Below are 12,158 nucleotides of genomic sequence, written 5' to 3' on the forward strand. Positions count from 1 at the left end.
TGCCTGCGTGGCCAGACTGCCGCGGCCATCCGGCCATCGGCATCCGCTTCGCTCTGAGGGAGTTCTGTCATGAGTTTTTACGATTTTGGCCCGATCGCCGCCGTTCTCGACGCGGCCCACGGTTTTGTCACGGGCCTCGCGGCCCTGCTCGAGCCACTGGTGGGGGCTGCTTCTGCGGCTCTCGCGGTGGTGCTTGTCACGGTGCTGGTGCGGGCTGCGCTCGTGCCGTTGGGGGTGTCGCTGGTGCGCACCGAGTTCACGCGCAGGCGGCTCGCGCCGAAGCTTGCGGCGCTGCAGCAGAAGTACAAGAAGAGGCCTGAGGTGCTCTCGCAGAAGATGATGGAGTTCTATCGCGACGAGAAGTCGTCGCCGTTCGCGGGCATGATGCCGGCGCTGATTCAGGCCCCCGTGCTGTCGATCGTGTACGGCTTGTTCATTGTGGGCAGCATCAATGGGCACAGCAACGATCTGCTGGGTGCTGAGCTGTTCCGGGCGCGGCTGGGTGATTCGCTGTTCGCGTCGTTCGCCGACCCTGCGTCGTTGCTCGTCCACTGCGCGGTTCTTGTTGTGGTCGCGGTGACGGCGTGGTTCTCGCGGGTTACGTCACTGCGCTTTGCTGCGACCGCCCCGCGGTTGGAGGGTGCCCCGGATGCTGCGCCGGCGATGAAGAACATGGCGGCGGTTCTGAGTTGGCTTCCGTTCATCACGGTCGTGTTCGCGGCGATCGTTCCGCTGGCGGCGGCGCTGTACCTTGCGGCGAGCACCACCTGGACTCTCGTCGAGCGCGTCATCCTGCGCCGGATGCTCGCGCCGAAGGAGCCAGCGTTGCTCGGCGTCACCGCCTGAGCTGCCCGCGAGTGGTCAGTTTCGGCCCCAAGATCGCGCTTGTGGGGCGAGGATTGACCACTCGCGGAGGCGTCAGTGCGGGGTCTCGCCGCGCTCGAGCATCTCCACGAAGCCGGCGATGCGGCGGGCGCGGGTCTCGGGCCGCTTCGCGCCGTTCGTGCGAAAGATGATCGCGAAGCGGTTCTGCGACGACAGCGTTGCGAAGAGTTCGGATGCCCGGGGCGAGGCATCGAGGGCGGCCTGCAGGTCGTCGGGCACGGTCTTGTCGGCGACGCGGTACGCGGCATCCCAGCGGCCGTCGGCCTTCGCGGCTTCGACCTGCGCGATGCCGGCCGGGCGCATCCGCCCCTCTGCTGTGAGTCGCTCGATGTACTCGCGGTTGCGCTGTGACCAGACGCTGCGCGGCCTGCGCGGCGTGAACGACTGCAGCACGAAGTCGTCGTCGAGCCTGCCCGTCTGACCGTCGATCCAGCCGAAGCAGAGCGCGACGTCGAGCGCTTCGGGGTAGCGGAAGCCGGGCTGCTTCGACGCCTTCTTGGTGAGTTGCAGCCGCACGCCCGGATGTGTGGCTCCGTTCTCGTCGAGCCACGCCTCCCACTCCGTCGGTGTGTGGAGGTAGAGGATCGGCTTGTCATTGTGAGCGACCATGCGGCAACGCTACTCGGCACCCCCGACGCCGAGGTGCCGCGCGCTGCACTCTGCTTCGCGCGACACTTGGCGACTTAGGCGACAGCTACGACCAGACACCTATGTCGCCAACTGTCGCCTCAGCGGCAACATGGTGCGCTGGGCGGCGCCGCAGGAGAATCTGAACGGGTAGCGTTGACGCGCACACAGTCGCGAGGAGCAGCATGAGTGAGAACGCTGAAGAGAAGAACGCAGAACAGCAGGCCCCCGACGAGGAGACGCTCGCGTTCGCCGAAACCGTTTTTGAGGCGGCCCGCGACGGCGATGTCGAGAAGGTCAAGCAGCTTGTGGCCGCGGGCGTGCCCGTCAACCTCACCAACGCGCGCGGTGACTCGCTGCTCATCCTCGCCGCCTACCACCAGCATGCCGAGACGGTGGATGCCCTGCTTGCGCTGGGTGCGGATGTCGACAGGGTCAACGACATGGGCCAGACGGCGATGTCGTGCGCGGTGTTCCGCAACAACGGCGCGATCGTGACCACGCTGCTGGCGGCCGGTGCGGACCCGGAGCTCGGCTCGCACACCGCGCTGGCGATCGCGCAGCAGTTCGGCCTGCCCGAGATGGTGGCCCTGCTGGGCCCGGCCTCCGGTGAATAGCGCCCTCATCGCCCGGCTGCGAGACGATCTCGCGGCGGCCCGCTACGGCGTCGAGACGCTCACGGCCCTGTGGGGTGTCGAGGCGGATGCCGGGCTGTTCCGCGGCCAGCGGGTTCCGGCCCTCCGCGGGCTCGAGAACTCCGTCGCGCCCGCAGCGAGGCTGGCCCGGGCGTTCGTGCTCGGTCTTGCCGTCGAACGCGGCGCTCTCGAGGCCGCGCTGCCGAGCCTCGGGGTCGACGGTGCGATCGAGCTGGGGCTTGTCGAGCTTGTCGAGGGGAGCAGCGATGCTGCCCCTGTGCTGCGACCGTTGCTCGACCTGCGCCCCTACAGTTTCGTCGACGCCCACGGTGCCAGTGAGTTCACGATCGCGAGCGATCTGGGCGAGCTCGCGCTCGGCCATGCGATCCCGCCGCATCATGTTCTCGGCGTCGGCGGGGCATCCATGACTCTCAGCGGGCTCATGATCGACGAGCCCGTCGACAGCGTGCTCGATCTCGGCACCGGATGCGGCATCCAGGCCCTGCATGCGGCCCGGCATGCGCGTCGCGTCGTCGCCACCGACATCTCGCAGCGCGCGCTCGATCTGGCCGCGCTCAACGCCCAGCTGAACGGAATCGACAGCATCGAGTTCCGTCTCGGCAGCCTGTTCGAACCTGTCGCGGGGGAGCGCTTCGACCAGATCGTGTCGAATCCGCCGTTCGTGATCACGCCGCGCGTCGACGGCGTCCCCGCGTATGAGTACCGCGATGGCGGGCTTGTGGGTGACGCGCTCGTTGCACAGGTGGTTCAGGATGCGGCGGAGCATCTCGCGCCCGGCGGGGTCGCCCAGCTGCTCGGCAACTGGGAGTACCGCGGCGGCGTCGACGCCTTCGACCGTCTCGACGGGTGGCTCGACGGCACCGGTCTCGACGCGTGGATTGTGGAGCGTGAGGTGCAGAGCGTCGAACAGTACGCGGAGACGTGGATCCGCGACGGCGGCACGCGCTCCGGAACAGCCGAGTTCGATCGGCTCTATGGCGCGTGGCTCGACGACTTCGCCGCCCGAGGGGTCACCCGCGTCGGCTTCGGCTACATGACCCTGCGCATGCCCGAGCGGGGATCGCCGACGCTGAGGCGCCTCGAACGGCTCGACGGCCCGCTCGGCAACGACTCGCACGGCAGTCACATCGCCGCGACGCTTCGTGCGCACGACTGGCTCACGACCGTGGGTGAAGAAGGGCTCGCGGATGCCCGCCTCACCCTGGCAGGCGACGTCACCGAGGAGCGCCACTACTGGCCGGGCGACGAGCACCCCACCGTCATGACGCTGCGACAGGGCGGGGGCTTCGCGAGGAGCCTGCCACTCGACACAGCGGTCGCCGCGCTCGTGGGTGCCTGCGATGGCGAGCTGAGCATCCGGGCCATTGCTGGCGCAATCGCCGAACTGCTTGACGTGGACGGCGGGGCGCTGCTTGAGGAGCTGCTGCCGAGCGTGCGCGAGCTGGTTCTCGCAGGGGTGCTGCTGTCGCCAGCTGAGTGACCCGAGCGTATCGAAATCCTCCAGCCGTACGAGCTAGCTGCGGCCCTGCTCGAGCACGTGCGGCGGGTCGACGATGTCGTCGTAGTCACGGTTCTTGGTGACGTATGCGGCGGCCATGGGGCAGAGGGTGACGGCCCGCAGCCCCTGCTCGCGGATGTCATCGAGCGCGGCCACGATCAGCTGCGTTCCGTAGCCGTGGCCGGTCTGATCGTCGTCGACCTTCGTGTGCAGGATGACGCGGCGTCCGCCGTCGTCGCGGTAGTTGATGTGCCCGATCTCGGTGCCGTCGAGGGTGAGGACGTAGTGGTGGATGCTGTCGTCGCGTTCCACGATTGCGTTGGTCATGCTCCCATCCTGCCCCGAGCATCCGCAGATTGCATTGTGTTCGAACATGTGTTCGAATGTCGGGATGAGGTGGAGCGGGCAGGAGATCAACCAGGAGCAGGAGGGTGCCCTGCCGGGGCTCGCGCGCCTCAACAATCTGGTGCGCACGGTGCGCACGCCCGAGTTCGACGGCGTCACGTTCTACGAGGTGCTGGCGAAGTCGGCACTCAACCGCGTTCCGGGGCAGAGCCGTATGCCTTTCGGCTGGACGATCAACCCGATGCGCGGATGCCTGCACCAGTGCACATACTGCTTCGCGCGGCCGACGCACAACTATCTCGACCTCGATGCTGGCCGTGATTTCGACACCCAGATCATCGTCAAGGTGAATGTGGCCGAGGTTCTCGCGAAGGAGCTGTCGAAGCCGTCGTGGGGTCGGCATCCGGTGGCCCTCGGCACCAACACGGACCCGTATCAGCGGGCGGAGGGTCGCTACCGGCTGATGCCCGGCATCATCTCGGCCCTCGCCTCGACGGGCACGCCGCTGTCGATCCTCACGAAGGGCACGCTGCTGCGCCGCGACCTGCCGCTTCTTGCGGAGGCGAGCGAGCATGTCCCCGTTGATCTGGCCATGTCGATCGCCGTCTACGACGACGAACTGCAGCAGTCGGTCGAGCCGGGCACACCGACGGCGAAGGCGCGCCTCGCGACCGTGAGTGCGGTGCGGGAGGCTGGCCTCGACTGCACGGTGTTCCTCATGCCGATCCTGCCCTTCCTCACCGACACGCGCGCGCATCTCGAGACGGCGCTGCGGCAGGTGAGGGATGCGGGGTCCACCTCGGTCATCTATTCGGCGCTTCACCTGCGGCCCGGTGTCAAGGAGTGGTACTTCCAGTGGCTTGAGCGCGTGCATCCGGAGCTTGTCGGCAGATACCGCGAGCTTTACGCGAAGGGGGCCTACGCGCCCAAGGAGTACCGGCAGTGGCTCGCCGCGAAACTCAAGCCGCTCATCAGGAACCACGGTCTCGAGCGCGGGCGCGAAGACCCGGCTACCGGGGGAGTGCGGTCAACGGCCCTCGGACGACCGCGGTTCGAGGGCGGCGAGAACGCCCCGCGTTCACTCATCGCCGAGGAGTTGCCGCCGGGCATCGCTGCGCGGGCGATCGAGCAGCCGGCGCTGTTCTGATGGGCCGCGCTCGATCCCGGCACGTCGCCGTGTCTTCTGTGGGCCCGCCCGTTAGCCTCATGCGGTGAGCGATGATCTTTTCGGCCCCGACCGCTACAGCGCCGACGTTCTGGCCGATTTTCGGCAGAGCCGCAGGCCGAAACCCGTGCCGACGGTTGAAGCCGAGCACGAGCTCGTGATCGAGTGGGCCGACACCGGGTTCTGCGGTGCGGTCGTGGGCACCGAGTCCGGCCACGTTCAGCTTGAGGACTTCGGCGGGGCCATCAGGGTGTTCCCGCTCGGCCCGGGCTTTCTGCTCGAGGGCAAGCCCGTCGTGCTGGCGGCGCCGGCGAAGCAGAAGGCGACTGGCCCGCTGCGCTCCGCATCCGGATCCGTGGCCGTCACCGATCACACGGCGAGGGTCGCCCGCGCCAGCCGCATCTTCGTGGAAGGCCGGCACGACGCCGAGCTCGTCGAGAAGGTGTGGGGCCACGACCTGCGCGTCGAGGGTGTCGTCGTCGAATATCTTGAGGGCGTCGATGACCTCGACGCCGTGGTGCGCGAGTTCGCGCCCTCGGCCGACCGCCGCATCGGCGTTCTCGTCGACCATCTCGTGGCCGGCTCGAAGGAGAGTCGCATAGCGGATGCGGTGGCGCGCGGCCCGTACGGAGCCCACGTGCTCGTCGTCGGGCATCCGTTCATCGACGTGTGGCAGGCGGTGAAGTCGGCGAGGATCGGGCTGCGCGAGTGGCCTGTCATCCCGCGCGGCATCGAATGGAAGCACGGCATCTGTGAGGCGCTCGGCTGGCCGCACGAGGAGCAGGCCGACATCGCCCGCGCCTGGCAGCGGATCCTCGGGCGGGTGGAGACCTTCGCCGATCTGGAGCCCGCACTTCTGGGCCGTGTCGAGCAGCTGATCGACTTCGTCACCGAACCGGAGTGACAGCCGGCCCTGCCGAAATCAGGGAGATCCCCCATACCGCCGGGGGTGCTCGGTGGGCAGGATGGGAGCATGTCAACTCTTCAACGGCCCCGCGATGGTCGCGTGCTCGCTGGCGTCTGCGCCGGCATCGCGCTCCGATTCGATCTGTCTCCCACCCTTGTGCGCTGGATCTTCGCGCTCTGCGTGCTGTTCGCGGGCATGCCGATCCTGATCTACATACTGCTGTGGGTGCTCATGCCCGAGGGCTACTAGCTCCGGGTCGACGGATGCCACGCCGTGTGCCGAAAACGGCTAAAGTCGAGGCATGAACATCGTCGCCTTCGTCATCTCCTTCATCGTCTTCGTGGGCGGGCTGCTGCTGATGGGGTTCTCGTTCTCGACTCCCGGTGTTGAGCTGGTGATGTTCCTCGGGGGCATTCTCGCTGTGGGCGTCGCGGTGGCGATTCCCGCGCACCTGCTCAAGCGCATCGACCGCTGAGCGCCCCTGCGGGTCAGTAGCCGTCCCGCGGCAGCCATCCCGAGGGTTGAGGTGTCGCGGTCTACCGAGACAGTCTCGAAACCCGGCCCACGGGCGACTCCACGCTCAGAGCACGTCGTCGTCGACCCAGTCGAGCGTCCGCTCCACGGCTTTCGACCAGTTGCGGGTGAGCCGTCCGCGTTCGTCCGCATCCATGGTCGGCTCCCAGCGCCGGTCTTCCTGCCACTTCTCGCGTAGCTCGTCGAGTCCGCTCCAGTAGCCGACGGCGAGTCCGGCCGCGTAGGCGGCGCCGAGCGCCGTGGTCTCGCCGATGACGGGCCGCACGACGGGCAGATCGAGGATGTCTGCCTGGAACTGCAGAAGCGTGTCGTTCTGGGTCGCCCCACCGTCGACCCGCAGCTCCTCCAGAGGTGTTCCCATGTCTGCGGTCGCGGCGTCGAGCACCTCGCGCGTCTGGAATGCGATCGATTCGAGGGCGGCCCGGGCTATGTGGCCTTTGTTCACGAAACGGGTGAGGCCCACAAGCGCGCCCCGAGCATCCGGTCGCCAGTGGGGGGCGAAGAGCCCCGAGAATGCGGGCACGAAGTAGGCGCCGCCGTTGTCGTCGACGGAGAGGGCGAGCTTCTCGACTTCCTCCGAGGAGGAGATGATGCCGAGGTTGTCGCGCAGCCACTGGATGAGCGAGCCGGTCACCGCGATGGAGCCTTCGAGCGCGTAGTGCGTATCGCCGTCGCCGAGCTTGTACGCGATGGTGGTGAGCAGGCCGTTCGTGCTGGCCACGACATCCGTTCCCGTGTTGATGATGAGGAAGTTGCCGGTGCCGTAGGTGTTCTTGGCTTCGCCTGCGGCGAATGCGGCCTGCCCGAAGGTGGCCGCCTGCTGGTCGCCGAGGATGCCGGCGATGGGGGTCTCGCGCAGGAGGCTGGAGGAGGCGGCGCGGCCGTATTCCTCGGAGGATGATCGCACCTCCGGGAGCAGCGATCGCGGGATGTCGAAGGCCGCCAGGATGTCGTCATCCCATTCGAGTGTGCGCAGGTCGAGCAGCAGGGTTCTGCTGGCGTTCGTCACGTCGCTCGCGTGCACGCCGCCCTGCGGGCCGCCGGTGAGGTTCCACAACACCCAGGTGTCGGTTGTGCCGAACAGCAGTTCGCCGCGTTCGCCGCGCTCCCGCACCCCGTCGACGTTCTCGAGGATCCAGGCGATCTTGGTTGCCGCGAAGTAGGTGCTCAGCGGCAGCCCGGTGACGGGTGTGAAACGGTCGAGCCCGCCGTCGGCGGCGAGGCGGTCGACGATGCCCTGGGTGCGGGTGTCCTGCCAGACGATCGCGTTGTAGACGGGCTCGCCGGTGGCCTTGTCCCAGACGACGGTCGTCTCCCGCTGGTTGGTGATGCCGACCGCGCGGATGTCGTGGCGGGTCAGATTCGCCTTGGAGAGGGCCTGCCCGATGACCTCGCGCACATTGCCCCAGATCTCGGCAGGGTCGTGCTCGATCCATCCGGGCCTCGGGAAGATCTGCTCGTGCTCCTTCTGGCCGACGCTGACGATGCTCGCGTCATGGTCGAAGATGATCGCCCGGGAGCTGGTGGTGCCCTGGTCGATGGCGAGGATGTATCCGGTGTCCTGGCTTGTGGCGTCGCTGCTCATTCCAGCAGGCTATCGCGCACCACCCTGCGAAGCGTCTTGCCGATGAGTGACTTCGGCAGCTCGTCGACGGCGACGATTCGGCGCGGCACCTTGTAGGCGGTCAGCTGCTCACGCATCCGCTCGCGCACGGCATCCGCATCGAGGGTGGCGCCCTGGCGCAGCACGACGGCGGCGATGACATCTTCGCCGCTGTGCTCGCTGGGCAGCCCGACGACTGCGGCGTCGACGATGTCGGGATGGTTCTTCAGCGCGTCTTCGACCTCGCTGGGGGAGACGTTGAAGCCTCCCGTGATGATGAGCTCCTTGATGCGATCGACGATGGAGACGAAGCCGTCGCCGTCGATCGTGACGATGTCACCCGTGCGGAACCAGGGCATGCCGCCGTCAGGGTCGTCGACGAACACCGCCGCGGTCTCCTCACTCTTCTTCCAGTAGCCGCTCATCACCTGGGGGCCGCGAACGATCAGCTCTCCGGCCTCACCTGTCGGCCGATCGACGGTCGGGTTCTCGGGGTCGACCACCCGCACCTCGGTGTTGGGCAGGGGAAGGCCCACCGTTCCGGCCTTGCGTGACGGATGCACAGGGTTGGCCATGAGAACGGGGCTCGTCTCGGAGAGGCCATAGCCTTCGACGAGGTAGCCGCCCGTCTCCGCCTCCCACGGCTCGACGAGGGCCGCGCTGAGAGGCATGGCACCGGAGATCGCGATCTGGATGCCCTCCAGCGAGACGCCCTTTTCCTTCGCGGCCGCCTGCAGCCGGTCGTAGATGGGCGGCACCGCGGGCAGGAACGTCGGCGGATGCTTCTTGATGACCTTGAGCACCAGCTCCGGGTCGAACTTGGGGAACAGCACCAGCCGTGAGCCCATGCTCATGGCGAAGGTGAGACACAGCGTGAGCCCGTAGGCGTGGAACATGGGCAGCACCGCGTAAACGACGGCGGTACCGCGCGGGATCGTCGGAACCCAGGCGCGGGCCTGCGCCGCATTGGTGCTGAGATTGAGGTGGGTGAGCGTGGCACCCTTCGGGTGGCCGGTGGTTCCGCTCGTGTACTGGATGACGGCGACGTCATCGCGCGACGGCTTGGGGACATCCGGGCTGATCGGGTCTCCGGCGAGCAGCTCGTGCCAGGGCACGGTGCCGCTGACCTTGGTGGTGAGCGTGGCACGCGCCTCACGGGCCTTCGCGATCGGCAGGCGCAGAGCGAAGCGGGTCAGGGGCGGCATCGCCCGGGTGACGTCGACCGACACGATCGTGTCGACGGCGAGGTCGGAGGGGAAGTCCTGGATGGTCGCGACCACCTTGTCCCAGGCGATCACGACGCGGGCGCGGTGGTCCTCGAACTGGTGGCGGAGCTCGCCGGGCGTGTACAGGGGGTTGTGCTCGACGACGATGGCACCGAGGCGCAGAACCGCATAGAACGCGGCGATGTGCTGCGGGCAGTTGGGCAGCACGAGCGCGACGGGGTCGCCCCTCTTCACGCCGAGCGCGCTGAGGGCGCGCGCGGCGCGATCGATCTGGTCGCCGAGCTGCGCGTAGGTGGTTGTGCCGCCGAAGAACTCGAGCGCGACATTGTCGGGGAACTCCCGCACGGAGCCTTCGACGATGTCGAGCAGGCTGCCGCTCGGCAGCTCGATGTCGTGCGGTACACCGGGGGCGTAGCTGCCCAACCAGGGGCGGGGCGTGCTGATGGGCAGGGCGTCAGAGGTCACGCAGCAACTCTAACGGCGGGATCGGCTCAGCCGAGAAGGCCGAGCAGCCCGCCAGCGGTCGCCGCAAGCGACAGCATGAACCCGGCGAGTGACAGCCCGGCGCCTCGGCGACCGTTCCGCACGATCTCCCCACGAGCAGTGACCGCCGCGGCGAGCCCCGCCATGCCGAGGAGTACCGGGACGAGAGCGAGCGGGATCAGCAGCGTGCCGATCGCTCCGAGTGTGACGGCCCCAATGGCGCTGCCGGGCATGGCCTCTGTCGCGGGAGCCATGACGGGAGGTCCTTGCACCGGGTGCTCTCCATGTTCGGTGCGTTCGTCCATGCCGACGACCCTACGGGCATCCGGATGCCCCATCAAGGACATTTGGGGAACTGCGGGCTACAGGATGCGGCGCAGCAGGGCGAGGCGGCTGGCCGTGCGTGCCACGTCGATGGGCAGCCCGTCGAGCCCGAGCCCGAGCTCCTCGCGATCGGCGGCGGCGCCGCGCGCGGTGGGCGCCCGCCCGCCCTCGAGCACCTGCTCTGGGCTGAGGTGGCTGATGAACGTCGTCTCGACGCCGCGGTCGTTGAGCACATCGATGAGGTTGAGGAAGCGCTGCCTGGCCTGCGGTGTGCAGTCGGTGAGGCGTGGCACGGCCTCGACGACCCAGCGGCGCCACTGCTCCGCCCACGCGAGGTAGTCGCCCGCAGTCGTGGGCGACTCGCACAGCTCAGAGAAGGTGAACCACAGCTCGTCGCGGTCTGCGCGGCTGGCGATGAAGGTGTGCCCGCCGGAGTGTAGCTGCGTGCTCTCCTCCGGCTCGGGGCGCGGCTTCAGGCCGGGAACCTGCCAGCTGCCGCGGGCGAAGCCGCTGCGCACCTCGTCGGGCTGCTCCATGCGGCGGTAGTCGGTGTCGCCGCCGAGCGGCACCACCGTGAACACGTCCTCGATGAGCGCTGTGCCGCGGGCGAAGAGGTGGTGGTACATGGGGTCGGGCAGCAGGGCTGCGGGTGCATAGTTGGAGGTTGCGAGCAGGGGGACGCCCCGGTCGGCGAGTTCTTTGAGCATCCGCAGGGCGAGTGTCGCGTCGCCGGCATCGTGCAGGTGGAATTCGTCGAAGAAGAGCAGTTCGACCCCGTCGAGCAGCTCGTCGATGGCGGTGTCGATCGCGCCGGGCGGCGGTGGTCCGTCGCCCCGGTAGAGGTCGCGCTGAAGCTGGCGGTAGAAGGAGTGGAAGTGGAGGCGCCGCTTGGGTTCGACCGCGATCGCGGCGAAGAATGCATCCGCAAGCCAGGTCTTGCCGCGGCCGACGGTTCCCCACAGGTACAGGCCGCTCGGCTGCCGCTCGCTGTCGCCCGCGTGACGCAGCACCGTGGCGCCGAACTGTGCGAGCGCATCAACGGCGGCCAACTGCTCGACGTCGAGGGTGAGCCCTGAATCTGTCGCGGTGGTGAGCATGGATTCGCGGATGCTCGAGGCGGTGCGGCGGGCGGAGGTCACCTTCTCAACGCTAGCGTGCCGATGGCATCCGGTTTCACACGCTCCCAGCCGTCTGGAGGCCTCTCAACTGTTGCGAAGTTCGTCGATCAGCTTCGACTTCTTCCATTTCGAGTAGCCGTGCAGGCCGATGTCCTTCGCTTTCTCCCGCAGCCGTGGAACTGTCCAGTCGTCGTACGAACCTGCCTCGCCGCCGCGGCGGCCGACGGCGGATGCTCCCTCCTTCGCGGCTGCGTTCGAGATTCGGGCTGCCTTCTGCTTGCTCATTCCGTCGTCGCGGAGCTCTTCGTACATCTCCGGCTTCTTCAGGTGGGAGTCCTTCGATCTGGGCGTCATGGCGATGTCCTTTCCGCCCGTCACGGTACCCCTGATATGGGCACCGGCCTGTCAGCGTTCTCCCTGTTGTCATGTACCCCGTTCAGGGGTACCGTGAGCCTTAGGCGAACCGGACCGGATCGGGTCAGGACGCCGGGGAAGGGCGCCGCACAGGGGCACACGGTCCCACCGCGTACGGCGCTCTCGGGTGAGATAGGGAGTGTTGCTATGACTTCTGTTGTCGACATGGGCACGACGCACTCTGCGGTCGCTCTCGCCTGGACGGAGATGGCATCCGGGGTGTGGCTGGCACGGCGTGAACAGGACTTCGCCGGCCTCGTGGAGAAACTGTGGGGTGCTGGCTACCGCGTGACGGATTGTCACGGGCAGGTCGTCGGCGAATACGCAAGCTTCGAGAGCGCCTGCGGCAAGCTCGGCTGAGCCGGGAGCCGGA

The 12,158-nt window shown here is 67.9% G+C and carries 15 protein-coding genes; 8 read left to right on the plus strand and 7 right to left on the minus strand.

Annotated elements, in window-relative coordinates; all coding sequences use genetic code 11:
• Positions 1 to 69: 69 nt before the first annotated feature.
• The gene (yidC, locus tag FB562_RS03620; protein ID WP_141879897.1) at positions 70 to 846 is read left to right on the plus strand and encodes a membrane protein insertase YidC; all 777 of its coding nucleotides are present in this window, start codon (positions 70 to 72) and stop codon (positions 844 to 846) included.
• Positions 847 to 918: 72 nt separating this feature from the next.
• Here the strand turns inward: yidC and FB562_RS03625 are convergent, their stop codons facing one another.
• A complete protein-coding gene (locus FB562_RS03625) occupies positions 919 to 1,494 on the minus strand; it encodes a YdeI/OmpD-associated family protein (protein ID WP_141879898.1) in 576 nt (191 codons plus the stop codon).
• A gap of 203 nt (positions 1,495 to 1,697) precedes the next feature.
• On the opposite strand from FB562_RS03625, the gene FB562_RS03630 reads away from it, so the two are divergent.
• Positions 1,698 to 2,129 carry an ankyrin repeat domain-containing protein gene (locus tag FB562_RS03630; RefSeq protein WP_141879899.1) on the plus strand — a complete coding sequence of 144 codons (432 nt, stop codon included), beginning with the start codon at positions 1,698 to 1,700 and terminating at the stop codon, positions 2,127 to 2,129.
• Positions 2,122 to 3,648 carry a DUF7059 domain-containing protein gene (locus FB562_RS03635; RefSeq protein ID WP_141879900.1) on the plus strand — a complete coding sequence of 509 codons (1,527 nt, stop codon included), beginning with the start codon at positions 2,122 to 2,124 and terminating at the stop codon, positions 3,646 to 3,648. The genes FB562_RS03630 and FB562_RS03635 overlap by 8 nt, the downstream gene beginning before the upstream one ends.
• Positions 3,649 to 3,681: 33 nt before the next feature.
• On the opposite strand, the gene FB562_RS03640 is transcribed toward FB562_RS03635, so the two are convergent.
• A complete protein-coding gene (locus FB562_RS03640) occupies positions 3,682 to 3,993 on the minus strand; it encodes a GNAT family N-acetyltransferase (RefSeq protein ID WP_185740447.1) in 312 nt (103 codons plus the stop codon).
• A 64-nt stretch (positions 3,994 to 4,057) separates the two neighbouring features.
• Here FB562_RS03640 and FB562_RS03645 point away from each other — a divergent pair, with 64 nt between their 5' ends.
• From FB562_RS03645 to FB562_RS13605, 4 genes are all read left to right on the plus strand, one after another.
• Positions 4,058 to 5,158, plus strand: a complete 1,101-nt coding sequence (locus FB562_RS03645) for an Rv2578c family radical SAM protein (RefSeq protein ID WP_141879902.1) — start codon at positions 4,058 to 4,060, stop codon at positions 5,156 to 5,158.
• Between the two features lie 64 nt (positions 5,159 to 5,222).
• Positions 5,223 to 6,080, plus strand: a complete 858-nt coding sequence (locus FB562_RS03650; protein ID WP_141879903.1) for a DUF3097 domain-containing protein — start codon at positions 5,223 to 5,225, stop codon at positions 6,078 to 6,080.
• A 69-nt stretch (positions 6,081 to 6,149) separates the two neighbouring features.
• On the plus strand, positions 6,150 to 6,332 hold the full coding sequence (locus FB562_RS03655; RefSeq protein ID WP_141879904.1) for a PspC domain-containing protein: 183 nt from the start codon (positions 6,150 to 6,152) through the stop codon (positions 6,330 to 6,332).
• A 52-nt stretch (positions 6,333 to 6,384) separates the two neighbouring features.
• Entirely contained in the window at positions 6,385 to 6,558 is a 174-nt protein-coding gene (locus FB562_RS13605) for a hypothetical protein (protein ID WP_185740448.1), read from the plus strand.
• Positions 6,559 to 6,663: 105 nt separating this feature from the next.
• Here FB562_RS13605 and glpK read toward each other — a convergent pair whose 3' ends face one another.
• The 5 genes from glpK to FB562_RS03680 all read right to left on the minus strand — a co-directional run bounded on the left by glpK (position 6,664) and on the right by FB562_RS03680 (position 11,725).
• Complete coding sequence (gene glpK, locus FB562_RS03660; protein WP_141879905.1) at positions 6,664 to 8,202, minus strand: glycerol kinase GlpK; 1,539 nt, start codon at positions 8,200 to 8,202, stop codon at positions 6,664 to 6,666.
• The gene (locus FB562_RS03665; RefSeq protein ID WP_246081330.1) at positions 8,199 to 9,911 is read right to left on the minus strand and encodes a long-chain-fatty-acid--CoA ligase; all 1,713 of its coding nucleotides are present in this window, start codon (positions 9,909 to 9,911) and stop codon (positions 8,199 to 8,201) included. The genes glpK and FB562_RS03665 overlap by 4 nt, the downstream gene beginning before the upstream one ends.
• 26 nt (positions 9,912 to 9,937) lie before the next feature.
• Positions 9,938 to 10,183, minus strand: coding sequence for a hypothetical protein (locus FB562_RS03670; protein ID WP_141879906.1), 246 nt, complete (start codon positions 10,181 to 10,183; stop codon positions 9,938 to 9,940).
• Between the two features lie 108 nt (positions 10,184 to 10,291).
• A complete protein-coding gene (gene zapE / locus FB562_RS03675; protein ID WP_141879907.1) occupies positions 10,292 to 11,392 on the minus strand; it encodes a cell division protein ZapE in 1,101 nt (366 codons plus the stop codon).
• A 63-nt stretch (positions 11,393 to 11,455) separates the two neighbouring features.
• Complete coding sequence (locus FB562_RS03680; RefSeq protein WP_141879908.1) at positions 11,456 to 11,725, minus strand: DUF7218 family protein; 270 nt, start codon at positions 11,723 to 11,725, stop codon at positions 11,456 to 11,458.
• 207 nt (positions 11,726 to 11,932) lie between these two features.
• Here FB562_RS03680 and FB562_RS03685 point away from each other — a divergent pair, with 207 nt between their 5' ends.
• Positions 11,933 to 12,145, plus strand: coding sequence for a hypothetical protein (locus FB562_RS03685; protein WP_141879909.1), 213 nt, complete (start codon positions 11,933 to 11,935; stop codon positions 12,143 to 12,145).
• Positions 12,146 to 12,158: the final 13 nt, after the last annotated feature.

This window comes from Homoserinimonas aerilata, from assembly GCF_006716125.1.
Taxonomy (GTDB): Bacteria; Actinomycetota; Actinomycetes; order Actinomycetales; family Microbacteriaceae; genus Homoserinimonas; species Homoserinimonas aerilata.